The organism is Thermosinus carboxydivorans Nor1 (genome assembly GCF_000169155.1).
Taxonomy (GTDB): Bacteria; Bacillota; Negativicutes; order Sporomusales; family Thermosinaceae; genus Thermosinus; species Thermosinus carboxydivorans.
This window is the reverse complement of sequence record NZ_AAWL01000008.1, coordinates 15649-32165: the sequence shown is the minus strand read 5'-3', so window position 1 is coordinate 32165 and position 16517 is coordinate 15649. Positions and strand designations below refer to the sequence as shown.

At 52.7% G+C, this 16517-nt stretch carries 31 protein-coding genes and 1 pseudogene; all 32 read right to left on the bottom strand.

What is annotated here, in order from left to right:
* Positions 1–6: 6 nt before the first annotated feature.
* Positions 7–966 (bottom strand): DNA-directed RNA polymerase subunit alpha, encoded by a 960-nt coding sequence (locus TCARDRAFT_RS07200; protein WP_007289330.1) that lies wholly within the window; start codon positions 964–966, stop codon positions 7–9.
* Positions 967–1066: 100 nt separating this feature from the next.
* Positions 1067–1693, bottom strand: a complete 627-nt coding sequence (rpsD, locus tag TCARDRAFT_RS07195; RefSeq protein WP_007289329.1) for a 30S ribosomal protein S4 — start codon at positions 1691–1693, stop codon at positions 1067–1069.
* A gap of 24 nt (positions 1694–1717) precedes the next feature.
* Positions 1718–2110: a 30S ribosomal protein S11 gene (gene rpsK, locus TCARDRAFT_RS07190; RefSeq protein ID WP_007289328.1), complete on the bottom strand. Its 393-nt coding sequence runs from the start codon at positions 2108–2110 to the stop codon at positions 1718–1720.
* A 17-nt stretch (positions 2111–2127) separates the two neighbouring features.
* Positions 2128–2496, bottom strand: coding sequence for a 30S ribosomal protein S13 (gene rpsM / locus TCARDRAFT_RS07185; RefSeq protein ID WP_007289327.1), 369 nt, complete (start codon positions 2494–2496; stop codon positions 2128–2130).
* Between the two features lie 18 nt (positions 2497–2514).
* Complete coding sequence (rpmJ, locus tag TCARDRAFT_RS07180; protein WP_004092858.1) at positions 2515–2628, bottom strand: 50S ribosomal protein L36; 114 nt, start codon at positions 2626–2628, stop codon at positions 2515–2517.
* A gap of 41 nt (positions 2629–2669) precedes the next feature.
* A complete protein-coding gene (gene infA, locus TCARDRAFT_RS07175) occupies positions 2670–2888 on the bottom strand; it encodes a translation initiation factor IF-1 (RefSeq protein ID WP_007289326.1) in 219 nt (72 codons plus the stop codon).
* A gap of 23 nt (positions 2889–2911) precedes the next feature.
* A complete protein-coding gene (locus tag TCARDRAFT_RS07170; RefSeq protein ID WP_007289409.1) occupies positions 2912–3196 on the bottom strand; it encodes a KOW domain-containing RNA-binding protein in 285 nt (94 codons plus the stop codon).
* 16 nt (positions 3197–3212) lie between these two features.
* Complete coding sequence (gene map / locus TCARDRAFT_RS07165; RefSeq protein WP_007289325.1) at positions 3213–3959, bottom strand: type I methionyl aminopeptidase; 747 nt, start codon at positions 3957–3959, stop codon at positions 3213–3215.
* Positions 3956–4609, bottom strand: a complete 654-nt coding sequence (locus TCARDRAFT_RS07160; protein ID WP_007289324.1) for an adenylate kinase — start codon at positions 4607–4609, stop codon at positions 3956–3958. The genes map and TCARDRAFT_RS07160 overlap by 4 nt, the downstream gene beginning before the upstream one ends.
* 13 nt (positions 4610–4622) lie before the next feature.
* Positions 4623–5879 (bottom strand): preprotein translocase subunit SecY, encoded by a 1257-nt coding sequence (gene secY / locus TCARDRAFT_RS07155; RefSeq protein ID WP_007289323.1) that lies wholly within the window; start codon positions 5877–5879, stop codon positions 4623–4625.
* Entirely contained in the window at positions 5880–6320 is a 441-nt protein-coding gene (gene rplO / locus TCARDRAFT_RS07150) for a 50S ribosomal protein L15 (protein ID WP_007289322.1), read from the bottom strand.
* 18 nt (positions 6321–6338) lie between these two features.
* Positions 6339–6524, bottom strand: a complete 186-nt coding sequence (gene rpmD, locus TCARDRAFT_RS07145) for a 50S ribosomal protein L30 (protein WP_007289408.1) — start codon at positions 6522–6524, stop codon at positions 6339–6341.
* Positions 6525–6537: 13 nt separating this feature from the next.
* Entirely contained in the window at positions 6538–7038 is a 501-nt protein-coding gene (gene rpsE / locus TCARDRAFT_RS07140) for a 30S ribosomal protein S5 (RefSeq protein ID WP_007289321.1), read from the bottom strand.
* 17 nt (positions 7039–7055) lie between these two features.
* Positions 7056–7424: a 50S ribosomal protein L18 gene (gene rplR, locus TCARDRAFT_RS07135; protein ID WP_007289320.1), complete on the bottom strand. Its 369-nt coding sequence runs from the start codon at positions 7422–7424 to the stop codon at positions 7056–7058.
* 26 nt (positions 7425–7450) lie between these two features.
* Positions 7451–7999, bottom strand: a complete 549-nt coding sequence (rplF, locus tag TCARDRAFT_RS07130) for a 50S ribosomal protein L6 (RefSeq protein WP_007289319.1) — start codon at positions 7997–7999, stop codon at positions 7451–7453.
* Positions 8000–8024: 25 nt separating this feature from the next.
* Positions 8025–8423 (bottom strand): 30S ribosomal protein S8, encoded by a 399-nt coding sequence (rpsH, locus tag TCARDRAFT_RS07125; RefSeq protein ID WP_007289318.1) that lies wholly within the window; start codon positions 8421–8423, stop codon positions 8025–8027.
* 28 nt (positions 8424–8451) lie between these two features.
* Positions 8452–8637: a type Z 30S ribosomal protein S14 gene (locus TCARDRAFT_RS07120; protein ID WP_007289407.1), complete on the bottom strand. Its 186-nt coding sequence runs from the start codon at positions 8635–8637 to the stop codon at positions 8452–8454.
* A 15-nt stretch (positions 8638–8652) separates the two neighbouring features.
* On the bottom strand, positions 8653–9192 hold the full coding sequence (gene rplE, locus TCARDRAFT_RS07115; RefSeq protein WP_007289317.1) for a 50S ribosomal protein L5: 540 nt from the start codon (positions 9190–9192) through the stop codon (positions 8653–8655).
* Positions 9193–9218: 26 nt separating this feature from the next.
* Positions 9219–9551: a 50S ribosomal protein L24 gene (gene rplX / locus TCARDRAFT_RS07110; RefSeq protein WP_007289316.1), complete on the bottom strand. Its 333-nt coding sequence runs from the start codon at positions 9549–9551 to the stop codon at positions 9219–9221.
* 22 nt (positions 9552–9573) lie between these two features.
* Positions 9574–9942 (bottom strand): 50S ribosomal protein L14, encoded by a 369-nt coding sequence (gene rplN, locus TCARDRAFT_RS07105; RefSeq protein WP_007289315.1) that lies wholly within the window; start codon positions 9940–9942, stop codon positions 9574–9576.
* 48 nt (positions 9943–9990) lie between these two features.
* The gene (rpsQ, locus tag TCARDRAFT_RS07100; RefSeq protein WP_007289314.1) at positions 9991–10248 is read right to left on the bottom strand and encodes a 30S ribosomal protein S17; all 258 of its coding nucleotides are present in this window, start codon (positions 10246–10248) and stop codon (positions 9991–9993) included.
* Between the two features lie 32 nt (positions 10249–10280).
* A complete protein-coding gene (rpmC, locus tag TCARDRAFT_RS07095) occupies positions 10281–10484 on the bottom strand; it encodes a 50S ribosomal protein L29 (protein WP_007289313.1) in 204 nt (67 codons plus the stop codon).
* A complete protein-coding gene (gene rplP / locus TCARDRAFT_RS07090; RefSeq protein WP_007289312.1) occupies positions 10474–10929 on the bottom strand; it encodes a 50S ribosomal protein L16 in 456 nt (151 codons plus the stop codon). Before rplP ends, rpmC begins: the two co-directional genes overlap by 11 nt.
* Positions 10929–11598: pseudogene (rpsC, locus tag TCARDRAFT_RS07085) on the bottom strand (30S ribosomal protein S3). The gene rplP and the pseudogene rpsC overlap by 1 nt, the downstream one beginning before the upstream one ends.
* A 21-nt stretch (positions 11599–11619) precedes the next feature.
* Positions 11620–11952 (bottom strand): 50S ribosomal protein L22, encoded by a 333-nt coding sequence (rplV, locus tag TCARDRAFT_RS07080; RefSeq protein WP_007289310.1) that lies wholly within the window; start codon positions 11950–11952, stop codon positions 11620–11622.
* Positions 11953–11972: 20 nt separating this feature from the next.
* A complete protein-coding gene (gene rpsS / locus TCARDRAFT_RS07075) occupies positions 11973–12260 on the bottom strand; it encodes a 30S ribosomal protein S19 (protein ID WP_007289309.1) in 288 nt (95 codons plus the stop codon).
* Positions 12261–12284: 24 nt separating this feature from the next.
* A complete protein-coding gene (gene rplB, locus TCARDRAFT_RS07070) occupies positions 12285–13112 on the bottom strand; it encodes a 50S ribosomal protein L2 (RefSeq protein WP_007289308.1) in 828 nt (275 codons plus the stop codon).
* A 29-nt stretch (positions 13113–13141) separates the two neighbouring features.
* A complete protein-coding gene (rplW, locus tag TCARDRAFT_RS07065; protein WP_007289307.1) occupies positions 13142–13432 on the bottom strand; it encodes a 50S ribosomal protein L23 in 291 nt (96 codons plus the stop codon).
* The gene (rplD, locus tag TCARDRAFT_RS07060; RefSeq protein ID WP_007289429.1) at positions 13432–14058 is read right to left on the bottom strand and encodes a 50S ribosomal protein L4; all 627 of its coding nucleotides are present in this window, start codon (positions 14056–14058) and stop codon (positions 13432–13434) included. The genes rplW and rplD overlap by 1 nt, the downstream gene beginning before the upstream one ends.
* Positions 14059–14106: 48 nt before the next feature.
* Positions 14107–14760, bottom strand: a complete 654-nt coding sequence (rplC, locus tag TCARDRAFT_RS07055; RefSeq protein WP_007289428.1) for a 50S ribosomal protein L3 — start codon at positions 14758–14760, stop codon at positions 14107–14109.
* Between the two features lie 16 nt (positions 14761–14776).
* Positions 14777–15088, bottom strand: a complete 312-nt coding sequence (rpsJ, locus tag TCARDRAFT_RS07050; RefSeq protein WP_007289427.1) for a 30S ribosomal protein S10 — start codon at positions 15086–15088, stop codon at positions 14777–14779.
* 196 nt (positions 15089–15284) lie between these two features.
* On the bottom strand, positions 15285–16487 hold the full coding sequence (tuf, locus tag TCARDRAFT_RS07045) for an elongation factor Tu (protein WP_007289426.1): 1203 nt from the start codon (positions 16485–16487) through the stop codon (positions 15285–15287).
* Positions 16488–16517 lie beyond the last annotated feature (30 nt).

Sequence of the window (16517 nt, the reverse complement as noted above, 5' to 3'; positions counted from 1 at the left end):
TCCTTTTTATTCTTCCGGTTCAGCCAGCGACAATCCGAGTTCTTCCAGCTTCTTCTTTACTTCTTCCAGCGATTTGCGGCCAAGGTTGCGGACTTTCATCATCTCTTCTTCCGTCTTTTGCGTGAGCTCTGCTACCGTGTTTATGCCAGCCCGCTTCAAACAATTGTAAGAGCGGACCGAGAGATCGAGATCCTCGATGGTCATTTCCATTGTCTTGGGTCCGGTCTCTTCCGGCGTTTCGGCAAACGGGCCGTCGCCCGCCTCATCTTCCGCCGGCGTACCGGTAATGTTTTGGAATAACTTCAGATGCGCCACCAAGATGCCAGCAGCTTTGCTTACCGCTTCTTCCGGCCGCATGCTGCCGTCGGTCCATACTTCCAGCGTCAGCTTATCGTAATCGGTGACGTTACCGACCCGGGTATCGGTCACGGTGTAGTTCACCCGCAGGACAGGTGAGAAAATAGAATCGACCGGGATGACGCCAATAACATGGTCCGGCTTTTTATTCTTATCGGCCGGTACATAACCGCGACCGCGCTCTACCGTGATTTCCATTTTCAGCGAACCACTGGCATCGAGGGTCGCGATGTGCAGCTCGGGGTTTAAAATTTCAACATCAGCGTCGGTAATGATATCACCGGCCTTAACGTCGCGCTCACCCTGAGCCTCAATCCGCAAAACCTTGGGTTCATCGCTGTGCATTTTCAGGCACAGCTCTTTCAGGTTGAGAATAATGTCGGTAACGTCTTCCCGAACACCGGGAATTGTGGAAAACTCGTGAAGCACACCGTCGATCTTGACCGAAGTAACAGCCGCCCCGGGCAGCGATGAAAGGAGTACCCGGCGCAGACTGTTGCCTAGCGTAATGCCAAAGCCCCGCTCCAGCGGTTCCCAGACAATTTTGCCATACCGGTTATCTTCACTAATTTCCACAATCTCGATCTTCGGTTTTTCGATTTCGATCATCCGGGAAAAACCCTCCTCTTTGCGCAAACTATCGGTAGTTACGCTATTCCCACGATATGAGGGTGATGGTTAAGCTGCCTGCTTGCCAACATCTGTGGCGTTATCTGGAGTACAACTCGACGATAAGATGCTCTTGGATGGGCACATCGATTTCCTCGCGGGTGGGGTAGCGTACCACTTTACCGCTCATGTCATTGGCCGAAAGTTCGAGCCAGGCCGGAACGGTTTTGTGGGCCAGCCCTTCGGCGATTTCTTTGAATAAGGGGGAGTCTTTGCTGGACTCACGCACTTGGATAACGTCGCCCACTTTAACTTGGAACGACGGAATATCCACCCGGCGACCGTTCACGGTGAAATGGCCGTGACGCACTAATTGTCTGGCTTGGGTACGGTTAGCCGCCAGACCAAGACGATAGACTACATTGTCCAGGCGTCTTTCCAGCATAATTAGCAGGTTTTCGCCAGTAATACCTTTTTGCCGGTCAGCCTTCTCGAAATAATTGCGGAATTGTCCTTCCAAAATGCCATAAATCCGACGGGCCTTTTGTTTTTCCCGAAGCTGGAGGCCGTACTCAGAAAGTTTCTTACGGGCTTGGCCGTGCTGACCAGGCGCATAACCCCGACGGGAGAAGGGGCATTTATCACTGTAACACTTGTCGCCTTTGAGGTACAGTTTCAAACCTTCGCGGCGGCATTGTCTGCAAACAGGTCCTGTATAACGAGCCATTCTTGTTCAACACCTCCCAAAATCTTATACTCTTCTCCGCTTGGGCGGACGGCAGCCATTGTGAGGAATGGGAGTCACATCCTTAATCAGGTTGACTTCCAGCCCGGCGGCCTGCAGCGAACGGATGGCAGCTTCGCGACCAGCGCCCGGTCCTTTTACATAAACCTCAACTTGTTTCATGCCATGCTCCATAGCGGCTTTGGCCGCTTGCTCAGCAGCCATTTGGGCAGCAAAAGGCGTGCTCTTGCGTGAGCCCTTAAAGCCAAGGGCGCCGGCGCTGGCCCAGGAAACGGCGTTCCCTTTGCTGTCGGTAATCGTAACGATTGTATTATTAAACGTCGAGCGGATATGCGCTACGCCATGCTCTATATTCTTACGCTCTTTTCTTTTAGGTCTGGCAACTTTTTTGTTAGCCAAGCTTTATCCCTCCCTTACTACTTCTTCTTGCCGGCAACGGTGCGCTTCGGACCTTTGCGGGTACGCGCATTGGTTTTGGTACGCTGGCCACGGACGGGCAGGCCGGCGCGATGCCGTTTACCCCGGTAGCAGCCAATCTCAATGAGACGCTTAATATTAAGCTGCTCTTCGCGGCGGAGGTCGCCTTCGACTTTATAATTCTTGTCGATAGTCTCACGGAGTTTGGAAATTTCCTCTTCTGTCAAGTCACGCACACGGGTATCGGGATTAATTTTGGTGGCAGCCAAAATCTCCCGGGAAAGCGTAAGACCGATGCCATAAATGTATGTCAAAGCAATCTCGATGCGTTTGTCACGCGGTAAGTCTACCCCGGCAATACGAGCCATAGTTTATAGTCCACCCCCTTAGCCTTGCTTTTGTTTATGTTTGGGATTTTCGCAAATTACCATGACATGGCCTTTGCGTTTAATGACTTTGCATTTTTCACAGATGGGCTTGACCGACGGTCTGACTTTCATAATTAAACCTCCTTTTTGCGTCTGGCGCCCGTAAAATGACCTTATTTGAACCGATAGGTGATGCGGCCCCGTTTCAAGTCGTAAGGCGTAAGCTCAACCGTCACTCTGTCTCCGGGAAGGATCCGGATAAAATTCATCCGGATTTTGCCGGAAACATGCGCCAAAACAACATGCCCATTTTCCAATTGCACCTGAAACATCGCATTAGGCAGAGCTTCAATAACCGTACCTTCTACTTCTATAACGTCTTGCTTGGACATGACATCTCCCTCCTCGTCCGCTCTCACTGTTTATCCGGTGAACCTATGGTGGCGAGGGCTTGCCGCAAATCTTCATCGGTGACTTTGGCCCCGCTCGCAAATTTGTCGGCAAGATGAGTGACAACAGGCTGCACGCGCTTGACGTGCCGGACATTCTTCTTCTTGGGATTGGCGATACGGCGGCCCCGGCCGTCTGCCAACAGTAGGAAGTTAGGCGGGACAATCCCGACGACTACATAAACATGGCCCGCATCACGTCCGGACGTAGACGCAACGATTTGGCCGAGAATTGTACCTGCAGCTGTCATCAGGCCATTGTCCCCCTTACAGTTTTGTCAAAATTTCCGGTCCATCCGGCAGGATAGCAACGGTATGTTCAAAATGCGCCGACGGTTTTCTGTCAAGCGTGACAACCGTCCAGCCGTCATCCAAGGCTTTCACCTCATGCGTCCCCATGTTGACCATCGGTTCGATTGCCAGCGTCATGCCTGCTTTTAGACGCGGGCCGCGGCCAGGAGGGCCGTAGTTAGGTATTTGCGGGTCTTCATGCATGTTCCTGCCGATGCCATGGCCGACATAGTCGCGCACAACACCGTAGCCGTGCGCTTCGGCATGTTTCTGAATGGCATGGGAGATATCGCTTAGACGGTTACCCGCCACAGCCTGCTCAATGCCTTTATATAACGCTTCCTCGGTCACGTCCAGAAGTTTTTGCACTTCGGCATCAACTTCCCCCACCGGTACGGTAATGGCAGCATCGCCGTAATATCCATTAATTACCGCTCCGATGTCAATACTAACATTATCCCCATTTTTAAGTTTTCTTAATCCCGGTATGCCGTGCACCACCTCTTCGTTCACGGAAGTGCAGATATTACCGGGAAAGCCGTGGTACCCCTTGAAAGCAGGGGTAGCCCCACAGCCTTTAATATATTCTTCGGCGATTCGGTCCAGTTCGAGTGTCGTTACGTCCGGTTTAACCGCCTTCTTGACTTCTGCCAGCGTCTTGGCCACGACTTTGCCAGCATCGCGCAGATAGTTAAGTTCCCGGTCGGACTTAAGAATAATCATACCTGCTCGCCCCGCAGGCTGGCTACGATATCGGCAAAAACTTTGTCAATGTCCTGCTGACCGTCGATTTCGGTATAAAGCCCTTTATCCTGGTAATACTCAATCAACGGCTGCGTTTGGGCGCTGTACACGGCTAACCGCTTGGTTACCGTTTGTTCTTGGTCATCGGCGCGTTGATACAGCTCGCCGCCGCACTTATCACAGATTCCCGCCTGGGCCGGCGGGTTGAAATGAATATGATAGGTGGCGCCGCAGCTGCGGCAGATGCGCCGTCCCGTCATCCGCCTAACTAATTCCTCAGCTGGCACACTGATGTTTATAACCCGGTCGAGCCGGATGCCCAGTTCGCAGAGGGTGCGGTCCAAGGCATCAGCCTGGTCGAGGGTGCGGGGAAAACCGTCGAGAATGAAGCCGCGCTCACAGTCGGGTTTGGTCAGCCGTTCTTTGACAATGCCGATGGTTACGCTGTCAGGGACCAACTGTCCGGCATCCATATACTCTTTCGCCTGTTTGCCGAGCGGCGTGCCTTCTTTCACCGCCGCCCGGAACATATCCCCGGTGGAAATATGGGGAATGTTAAACGCTTCGACAAGCTTGACCGCTTGCGTACCTTTGCCCGCACCAGGCGGGCCCATAAGCAAAATATGCAATCTGGCCAACCTCCTACTTCATGAAACCTTGATAGTGCCGCATCAACACCAGGGCTTCAATTTGTTTCATCGTGTCCAGCGCGACGCCAACCACAATCAGGAGGGCGGTGCCGCCGAAATACACGCCTTGAATGTTGGTGGCCCAGACCACGAAGTTGGGCAGGATGGCAATAATGGCAAGGAAGATGGCGCCGGCAAGGGTAATACGGGTCATAATGCGGTCCAGATAATCAGCAGTCGGTTTGCCCGGTCGCAGTCCCGGAATAAAACCACCGTATTTTTTCATATTCTCTGCCATATCCGAGATGTTCATGGTAACCGCAGTATAGAAGTAAGTGAAAAAGATAATCAACAGCGCGTACAGAGTAGTTTGCAGCGGCGTGCCCCACGCAAACCAACCAGCCACCGTTTTCACCCAATCTACATTTATAAACTGGGCGATCGTTACCGGGAACATGAGCACGGATGACGCAAAGATTATCGGAATAACCCCCGCCTGATTAACCCTCAGCGGGATGTGGGTGCGGTGACCGCCATACATCCTGTTGCCGACCACACGCTTGGCATACTGCACGGGAATTTTGCGCTGACCTTGCGAAATGGCGATTACGAACACGACCATTGTCACCGCGATAATCGCAAACAACGCAACGTTAAAAATCGTAATGGTCCCAGCTTTGAGGTACTGGTAAATGACAAACAGCCCGTTCGGCAGGCGGGAAACAATACCGGCAAAAATAATGAGGGAAATGCCATTACCAATGCCTTTGTCGGTAATTTGCTCGCCCAGCCACATCAGGAAGGTTGTTCCTGCCGTCAGAGTCAGGGCAATTAAAAGGATGGAGGCGATACCCGGATTAATAATCGCCACCTTTAAGCCGTAAGCCATGCCGAGGGCCTGGATAAAGCCCAGCAGCACCGTACCATACCGGGTAACCTGGGTGATCTTTTTCCGTCCTTCTTCGCCTTCTTTCGCCCATTGCTCAAACTTGGGCACTACGACCGTCAACAGTTGCATGATAATTGACGCGTTAATATAAGGCGTGATACTCATAGCGAATACGGAAAACTTGCTCAGTGCACCGCCAGAGAATAAGTCCAGGAACCCAAAAAGGTTGCCTGTGGTGAACAGCTGTTCGATAACGGCAGGATTGACACCAGGAACGGGAATGTGCGTGCCGGCCCGGAAAACGAGAAACATCGCCAGAGTAAACAGCACCTTCTGCCTTAGTTCCGTAATCTTGAGTACATTGGACAGGGCCGACAGCACCTAGATCACCTCAACTTTTCCGCCAGCGGCTTCGATTTTTTGCACCGCAGACTTGGTGAAGCCATGAGCCTTTACGGTGAGGGACTTCTCTAGTTCGCCATTGCCAAGAATGCGGACACCATCACGAACATTTTTCAAAATGCCTGCTTCGACAAGAGCGACCGGGTCCACTACTGCGCCGTTTTCAAAGCGGTTAAGTTGATTGACATTGACTTCTGCGTATTCTTTAGCAAATTTATTGTGGAAACCGCGCTTCGGCAACCGGCGGTAAATGGGCATTTGGCCGCCTTCGAAACCGGGACGAACACCGCCGCCGGCGCGGGCTTTCTGACCTTTATGGCCTCTGCCGGCAGTTTTACCGAGGCCCGACCCCAGACCACGGCCGACACGGGTGCGTTTATGCTTAGAGCCAGGCGCAGGAGACAGTTCGTGTAATTTCATAGTTCGCACCTCCTTAATCTATTCTTGTACTTCTTCAACCGTAACAAGATGCGCGACTTTGCGGATCATGCCCCGAATAACAGGAGTATCGTCTTGAATGACCGAGCTGTTGGTCTTCCGTAATCCCAGGGCCCGCACGGTAGCGCGCTGGTCTTCAGGCCTGCCAATCAGGCTGCGGGTGAGTGTAATTTTGAGTTTTGCCATGACCTAATCCTCCTTAGCCCAAAAGTTCCTGGACGGTTTTTCCGCGGAGCGCCGCCACGTCTTCCGCCCGCTTGAGCTGCTTCAGGCCCTCGATCGTGGCCCGCACCATATTGTTGGCGTTAGATGAACCTAAGGACTTGGTCAGGATGTCATGAATACCGGCCAGTTCAAGAACGGCGCGGACAGGACCGCCGGCGATAACGCCAGTACCCTCGGAGGCGGGTTTGAGAAGGACTTTGCCTGCTCCGAATTCGCCGATAACTTCATGGGGAATGGTGGTGCCAACAATCGGCACTTTAATCAGGTTTTTCTTGGCGTCTTCCACACCTTTGCGAATAGCTTCAGGCACTTCGGCGGCTTTACCCAGGCCGGCGCCGACATAACCGTTGCCGTCGCCAACTACGACAAGCGCACTGAAGGAGAAACGCCGACCACCCTTTACCACCTTGGCAACACGGTTTATAAATACGACTTTCTCTTTGAGATCAAGATTGGAGTAGTCAATTCTGGCCATTGTTTTCCCTCCTTTGCTTAAAACTCAAGGCCTGCTTCGCGCGCCGCTTCGGCAAGAGCCGCGACCCGGCCGTGATAGACATAGCCGCCGCGGTCAAACACCACTTGCTTAATGCCTTTTTCCAGCGCCCGTTTGGCAATGGCGGCACCGACAACTTTCGCTGCTTCGATGTTGCCGCCGTATTTTACTTGCTCACGGATTTCTTTATCCATCGTGCTGGCGGAAACCAACGTCGTACCGGTCTGGTCGTTGATAATCTGGGCATAGATGTGGTTAAGGCTGCGAAATACGTTCAGACGCGGTCTGGCGGCGGTGCCGACGATTTTTTTCCGTAGTCTGAGGTGACGCTTTTTACGCAGCACGTTCCTGCTTTCTTTACGCAGCAAGGTTGTCACTCCTTTCGCTTAAAGTGTTACTTCTTGCCTTTACCGCCGGCTTTACCCATTTTGCGGCGGATAACTTCCCCTTCGTATTTGATGCCCTTGCCTTTATACGGTTCAGGTTCACGATATGAACGGATTTTCGCGGCAAGCGCGCCGACAGCTTCTTTGTCAATGCCGGAAACAACAATTTTGTTCGGAGCCGGTACATCAATCGTGATACCAGCCGGCGGCACTACTTCTACCGGATGGGAGAAACCAAGGGTAAGGCTAAGTTTATTGCCTGCTTTGGCCGCACGATAACCGACACCGGCAATTTCGAGCGTTTTGGAAAAGCCCTTGCTTACGCCCATAACCATGTTGGCAATCAGCGTCCGGGTCAGTCCGTGCAGGGCTTTGTGCTCTTTTTCGTCGGAAGGCCGTTTAACAACAACCTTGCCGTCAGCCACTTCCACCATCATATCCTTGTGTACGACGCGGCTTAGTTCGCCTTTAGGGCCCTTAACCGACACGACGTTGCCGTCCACTTTCACAGTAACGCCTTCGGGAATGGCGATCGGCATTCTACCAATTCTGGACATATTTGCACCTCCTAGTTGACCAGTGTTACCAGACGTAAGCGATAACTTCGCCGCCCAGTCCTTGATGACGGGCTTGCTTATCGGTCATAATGCCTTTGGATGTAGAAATGATGGCGATTCCCAGGCCACCCAACACGCGGGGCAGCTGGTCTTTTTTCGCGTAGACCCTAAGTCCCGGCTTGGAAATACGTTTAATCCCGGTGATAACTTTTTCCCGGTTAGCGCCGTACTTTAGGCTAACCCGCAAAATACCCTGCTTGCCATCGTCAATTACTTCATAGTCCTTGATAAAGCCTTCTTCCTTGAGAATACGGGCGATGGCCTCCTTGATCTTGGAAGCCGGAATATCAACTTTATCATGATAAACCGAGCTGGCATTGCGGATGCGGGTCAGCATGTCAGCGATCGGATCGGTCATTACCATACGACAAAACCTCCTTCCAGTCAAATTACTACCAGCTTGCCTTGGTTACCCCTGGAATGGCACCCTTGTAGCTAAGCTCTCTGAAGCAAATACGGCACATTTGGAACTTGCGCATATAACCACGCGGACGGCCACAAATTTTGCAGCGGTTGTATTTGCGCACTTTAAATTTCGGTTCACGCTTCCACTTTTCAATTAACGCCTTTTTGGCCACAGGTGTCCCTCCTTCTTATGCGCTGAACGGCATGCCCATCAGCCGCAAGAGTTCGCGGGCTTCTTCGTCCGTCTTGGCGGTAGTTACGACAACAATGTCCATGCCGCGGATTTTTTCAACTTTATCATAATCGATTTCCGGGAAAATGAGCTGTTCTCTAATACCCAGGGTATAGTTGCCACGGCCATCAAAAGCGCGGGGACTTACGCCGCGAAAGTCACGCACACGGGGCAGCGCCACGTTGAAGAGCTTGTCAAGAAACTCATACATGCGGTCGCCGCGCAGAGTAACTTTCGCGCCAATGGCCATACCTTGACGAATTTTGAAAGCGGCGATGGATTTTTTGGCTCTGGTAATTACCGGGCGCTGGCCGGCAATAGTCATCAGATCATTTACCGCGGCGTCCAAGGCTTTGGGGTTGCCAACGGCATCACCTACGCCCATGTTGATAACCACTTTTTCGATTTTCGGAATTTCCATGACGTTCTTGTAGCCGAACTTCTCCATGAGCTGTTTGGCTACTTCGTTATAATATTTATCTTTCAGTCTCGGCACGTGCAGTTACCTCCTTTCGGCGGGAATTACTTGTCTTTGTCGATAATTTCACCGCATTTTTTGCAAGTCCGGGCCATAGCCCCGCTCGCCAAAGCCGTCTTTTTAATCCGAGTGGGTTTATCACACGCGGGGCAGACAAGCATTACTTTGGAAGCATGCAGCGGCGCTTCTTTCACCAGAATACCGCCTTGGGGCATCTTCTGGCTAGGCTTGGTGTGCCGCTTGACCTTGTTAACGCCTTCCACGACTACCTTGCCTTTTTTCGGCAGTGCTTCTATAACTTTACCTTTTTTGCCCTTGTCCTTACCGGACAGAACAATTACGGTGTCGCCTTTCTTAACATGCAGCTTCGGTTGCATCCTTTCGGCCACCTCCTTAAACCTAGATTACTTCCGGGGCCAGCGAGATAATTTTCATAAAGTCCTTATCACGCAGTTCTCTCGCTACCGGTCCAAAGATACGGGTGCCTCGCGGGCTCTTATCTTCTTTAATAATAACTGCGGCGTTATCGTCAAAGCGGATATAGGAACCGTCCGGACGGCGCAGGCCTTTGGTGGAACGAACAACTACGGCCTTGACAACGTCGCCCTTTTTCACTACACCGCCGGGCGTAGCATCCTTGACGGAAGCGACGATAATATCACCAATGTTGGCATATTTGCGGTACGAACCGCCTAATACCCGGATGCACATGATTTGTTTGGCACCGGAATTGTCAGCGACATTCAGCATTGTTTGCTGCTGGATCATCCTTATCCCTCCTTCTCGGAATACGTGAGGCGAGAATGTTGGCGGCAATTATTTGGCCCGTTCGAGAATTTCAACTACTCTCCAGCGTTTTTCTTTGGAAAGCGGACGGGTTTCCATAATTTTGACGATGTCGCCTTCGCGACATTCGTTATTTTCATCATGGGCCTTAAACTTCGAGGTCTTTTTCACGGCTTTGTTGTACAGCGGGTGCTGCTCCAGCCGTTCAACGGCAACCACAACTGTTTTATCCATTTTATCGCTGACCACTTTGCCGATACGGGTCTTGCGCTCGTTGCGTTCGGTCACGCTGTTAGCCTCCTTCCTTCAATGAATCGGCGTTAGGCCTCTTTAGCCTTGAGTTCGCGTTCGCGCTGAATGGTTTTGATGCGGGCGATGGTTTTCTTTACTTCCCGGATGCGCATCGGGTTTTCCAGCTGGCCGGTAGCGAGCTGGAACCGCAGGTTAAAAAGCTCATCCTTCAGGCTGCTCAGTTTTTGGTCGAGCTCGGCCGAGCTCATTTCACGGATGTCTTTAGCCTTCATCTACTTCACCACCCACTTCCTGCTGAACTTCCGGAGCGTCCTCCCGCTTGACAAACTTGGTTTTAATCGGCAATTTGTGCGCAGCAAGACGCATGGCTTCTTTAGCGACTTCTTCGGTCACGCCGTCCATCTCGAACATGACGCGACCGGGTTTTACGACCGCTACCCAGTATTCAGGCGAACCTTTACCGCTACCCATCCGGGTTTCAGCGGGCTTGGCGGTAATGGGTTTGTCAGGGAAAATTTTAATCCAAACTTTGCCGCCCCGTTTGATGTAACGGGTCATCGCGATACGAGCGGCTTCGATTTGGCGGTTGGTAATCCAGGCCGGTTCCAGCGCCACCAGGCCATACTGTCCATGGGTAACCTTATTGCCTTTATTGGCTTTGCCGGTCATGCGGCCACGGAATTGCTTACGATGCTTTACACGCTTCGGAATTAGCATTATTTATCGCTCCCTTCCGTTACGGCAGCGGGCTTCTTCGCCTCCGGCAACACCTCACCTTTGTAAATCCACACTTTAACACCAATGCGGCCATAGGTGGTGTGTGCCTCAGCCGTTCCATAGTCAATGTCGGCGCGCAGGGTATGCAGAGGGATGCTGCCTTCACGGTATTGCTCCGTGCGGGCAATCTCGGCGCCGCCCAGGCGGCCGCTAACCATGACTTTGATACCCTTAGCGCCCATGCGCATGGTGCGGGTTACCGCCTGCTTCATCGCCCGGCGGAACGCAATGCGCCGCTCGAGCTGGGCGGCAATGTTTTCCGCTACCAAAGTGGCATCCAACTCCGGCTGCTTTATTTCCGCAATGTTGATATCGATATTACGGCCCACAAGTTTGCGCAGCTCTTGCTTCAGTTCTTCGATGCCGGCGCCACCACGGCCAATAACCATACCGGGCTTGGCAGTGTGGATGGTGGCTTTTACCCGGTTAGCAGCCCGCTCTATTTCAATACGGGATACGCCCGCCGTGTACAATTTTTCTTTTATGAAATCACGGATTTTAATATCTTCATGCAGCAGTTTTGCATAATCTTTGTCAGCATACCCATTTAGCATCCCAGGTCTTGATAATACCGATCCGCAGACCATGGGGATTAACTTTTTGACCCACTAGTTTTCCCTCCTTTGCCTCTTATCTCTCTTTCACAACAACCGTCACATGGCTGGTGCGCTTCAGGATTTTGAAAGCCTGTCCGCGGGAGCGGGGATGGATGCGCTTCAGCGTCGGCCCTTGGTCGACATAGGCTTCCGCAACGTACAGGTTGTCGGCATTCATATCAAAGTTGTGCTCGGCATTGGCCACTGCCGATTTGAGCACTTTGGCGACCACTTCGGATGCGACTTTCGGGGTATGTTTCAAAATCGCAAAAGCTTCGCCTACGTTTTTGCCGCGGATCAGGTCGATGACAATGCGAACCTTGCGCGGCGCAATGCGGATATATTTGGCTACTGCCCTGGCTTCCATGGTGTTACCCCCTCTCGAGACTATTTCAATGATGTGGAGCGCTCGACCTTGCCGCCGGCATGACCCTTAAAAGTGCGGGTTGGTGCGAATTCGCCCAATTTGTGGCCGACCATATCTTCAGTAATATATACCGGCACATGCTTGCGTCCGTCGTGAACGGCAATGGTGTGGCCAACAAAGCTGGGAAGAATGGTGGAAGCACGCGACCAGGTTTTAATTACTTTTTTCTCATTTTTTTCATTCATAGCCTTAATCTTTTTGAGCAGGCTTTCATGAACATACGGTCCTTTTTTAACCGATCTGGACACTTAGATTAGCCTCCCTTCGTAAGCCTACTTTCTTCTCTTGACAATCAAGCGGTCAGAAGCCTTCTTCTTCTTGCGGGTCTTAACACCCATAGCCGCTTTGCCCCAAGGCGTAACCGGGCGCTTGCGACCGACCGGCGAACGACCTTCGCCACCGCCATGGGGATGGTCGACAGGGTTCATCGCTACACCGCGGTTGGCAGGACGGATGCCCAGCCAACGGGAACGGCCGGCTTTACCGATCGTAATGTTTTCATGTTCCAGATTGCCCACTTGGCCTATGGTGGCCCGACAGTTGACATGCACTTTACGCAGTTCGCCGGACGGGAGACGCAAGAGGGCATAGTCGCCTTCCTTAGCCATAAGCTGTGCGGCAGCGCCAGCGGAGCGGACCAATTGGGCGCCTTTGCCGATTTTTAGCTCAACATTGTGGACCAGAGTACCAACAGGGATGTTTTTCAGCGGCAGCGCGTTGCCGGTTTTGATATCAGCGTCCGGGCCGCTCATGACGACATCGCCGACTTTAAGGCCGTTGGGAGCAATGATATAGCGTTTTTCGCCGTCCGCATAGTGCAGCAGCGCGATACGGGCCGAACGGTTGGGATCGTACTCAATGGTGGCGACTTTGGCGGGAATACCGTCTTTATTGCGCTTGAAGTCAATAATGCGGTACAGGCGCTTGTGGCCGCCGCCCTGATGTCTTACAGTAATACGGCCTTGCTGGTTGCGGCCGCCGTGTTTTTTCAGATGCTCAACAAGCGAACGCTCCGGTTTGTCGGTGGTAATTTCTTCAAAGCTGGCCACCGTCATGAAGCGCCGGCCGGGAGCATAAGGTTTAAAAGTTTTTACTGGCATGTGTTACCCTCCTTTACCCCAAATGTTGATTACACACCTTCAAAGAACTCAATGCGTTCACCGGGAGCCAGCTTGACGATCGCTTTTTTGTAATCCGGACGCTTGCCCTGGGTGCGGCCAAGACGCTTAACCTTGCCGCGCACGCGGATGGTATTCACATCAAGAACTTTTACTTTGAAGATTTGCTCAATGGCTTGGCGGATTTCAACCTTGTTTGCTTTAGGCGATACGATGAAAGTATATTTGTTATCCTGCATGAGACTGCTGGATTTTTCGGTAATAACCGGGCGGATAATAATGTCGCGCGGATTGGCAGCCATTACGCCAGCACCTCCTCTATTCTGGCGACAGCGCCTTTGGTTACGAGCACTTTGTCATGATACAGCAGATCATACACGTTGATGCCCGTGGACGCGATGGCTTTGACGCCAGGAATGTTGCGCGCCGACTTAATTACGTTCTCATCGGCTTCCGAAAGGATAATCAGGGCTTTGTCATCGGCAACCTTCAGGTTGTCGAGCATTTTCACCACATTTTTGGTCTTAGGCTCAGCAAAAGTAAAGTCTTCGAGCACGACCATTTCGCCGCTTTGCACTTTAGCGGAAAGGGCCGACTTGAGAGCCAAACGGCGGGCTTTCCGGGGCATGGAGATGGCATAGCTGCGGGGCTGAGGGCCAAAAACGGTGCCGCCGCCAACCCACAGCGGCGAGCGGATGCTGCCGGCGCGGGCGCGACCGGTGCCTTTCTGTCTCCAGGGTTTCTTACCGCCGCCACGCACCATACCTCTGGTCTTGGTGGCATGGGTACCTAAACGCTGATTCGCGAGCTGCATCACAACAGCCTGATGCAGTACCGCTTTGTTCACTTCGACGCCAAATACGCTGTCACTGAGCTCAATCTCACCGGTTTGCGCGCCGGTGATGTCATATACTGCTACTTTTGGCATAGAACGCATCCTCCTTTCCTTGCGGGCGCCGCGCGCCCATACACGGTTTTACTTTTTCGCCGGTTTTACGGTATTTTTAACCATTACCAGGCTGCCTTTTGCGCCGGGAATGGCACCCTTGATCAGCAGCAGGTTGCGGTCTTTGTCAACTCTGACGACAGTCAGGCGTTGTACGGTAACTCTATGACCACCCATCCGGCCGGGGAGTTTTTTGCCTTTGAATACTTTACCGCCGCCACCGCTCATCCGAGGACCCATGGAACCAGGTTCACGGTGCGATTTGGAGCCGTGCGCCATCGGTCCGCGTTTGAAATTGTGGCGCTTGATGCCGCCGGCGAAGCCTTTGCCTTTGCCGGTGCCGGTAACGTCAACCAGTTCACCGTCACTAAAGATGTCGACGCCGATTGTTTGGCCCACCTGGAACTCAGGCTCACTGGGCAGGCGGAGTTCGCGGATAAACCGGACAGGTTTCACACCAGCCTTGGCAAAGTGGCCTTTCATCGGCTTGGTTACTTTTTTATCTTTAACGGCGCCAAAACCAAGTTGCACCGCATTATAGCCGTCAGTTTCAACAGTTTTTCTTTGCACTAACACGTTGGGAGCAGCTTCCACCACCGTTACAGGCACTAAGTGGCCTTCGGCGGTAAAAATTTGCGTCATTCCGAGTTTTTTGCCCAAAATTGCTTTCGTCGTTGCAGCCATTCTGCCACACCTCCTCTTACAGCTTGATTTCGATATCCACGCCAGCCGGCAGGTCCAGGCGCATTAACGCGTCCACCGTCTTGGACGTCGGCTCGAGGATGTCGATGAGACGCTTGTGCGTCCGCATTTCAAACTGCTCACGGGAATCCTTGTTGACGTGAGGTGAACGCAAAATGGTAAAGATATTTTTTTCGGTAGGAAGGGGAATGGGACCAGAAACGATGGATCCGGTTCTTTTCGCCGTTTCGACGATGCGAGCCGCGCTTTGGTCAAGCGCTTTATGGTCGTAGGCTTTCAAACGGATACGGATTTTTTGCTGTTTAGCCATAAAAGTTTAAATCCTCCTTATCGCCCAGTTTCGTTGAACGGACATTTCTCCGCGGAAATTTCCCCGCCAAGCGCGGGCAACCTTCCGCGTCATCGCTTGGGGGATGGTACTCATCCCAGGGAATTATTGATGAAAAAGTGCTGTCGTTGATTATTTTGGGCGGGGACGGCGAACAATCGCCCCCCGCCAAATAACCTTAAGCTTCGATGGCAGTTACAACACCGGCGCCAACGGTACGGCCGCCTTCACGGATCGCGAAACGCAGCCCTTCCTCAATCGCAATCGGGGTGATGAGTTCAATCGTCATTTGGATATTGTCGCCAGGCATGCACATTTCGACGCCTTCCGGCAGTTTGACCACGCCGGTCACGTCAGTGGTGCGGAAATAGAACTGCGGACGGTAGCCGTTGAAGAACGGAGTGTGACGGCCGCCCTCTTCTTTGGACAGAACATACACCTCGGCCCGGAACTTGGTGTGCGGCTTGATGCTGCCGGGCTTCGCCAAAACCTGGCCGCGCTCGATTTCTTTGCGCTCAATGCCGCGCAGCAGGCAACCGATGTTGTCGCCAGCCACCGCTTGGTCGAGCAGCTTGCGGAACATTTCTACACCGGTTACGACGGTGGACTTGGGCTTTTCGTTCATACCGACGATTTCGACGGTGTCGCCTACTTTGACCGTACCGCGCTCCACACGGCCGGTGGCAACGGTACCGCGGCCGGTGATGGTGAACACGTCTTCGACCGGCATCAGGAAGGGCTTGTCGGTATCCCGCTGGGGCGTCGGAATGTACTCGTCCACGGCATCCATCAGTTCAAGAATTTTGCCGCACCAGGCGCATTCGCGCTTGCCGCAGCCGCACTCAAGGGCTTTGAGCGCCGAACCGCTGATAACCGGGATGTCGTCGCCGGGAAACTCATAGCTGGAGAGAAGTTCGCGCACTTCCATTTCGACCAGTTCCATCAGCTCGGCGTCGTCGACCATGTCGGCCTTGTTCAGGAATACCACCATGGCGGGAACGCCTACTTGACGGGACAGAAGGATATGTTCACGGGTTTGGGGCATCGGACCGTCTGCAGCGCTTACAACCAGGATGGCACCGTCCATCTGGGCAGCGCCGGTGATCATGTTTTTAACATAGTCGGCGTGGCCCGGGCAGTCAACGTGGGCATAGTGCCGCTTTTCGGTTTCGTACTCGACGTGGGCAGTGTTGATGGTAATGCCGCGCTCTCTTTCTTCCGGCGCCTTGTCGATTTGGTCATAAGCCATGAATTCGGCTTTACCCTGCTTGGACAAGATCAGGGTGATCGCGGCGGTCAGCGAAGTTTTGCCATGGTCAACGTGACCGATGGTGCCGATGTTGCAGTGGGGTTTCGTTCTTTCAAACTTTTTCTTGGCCATTTCTTTTTACCTCCTTAAGACTAGAAAGAA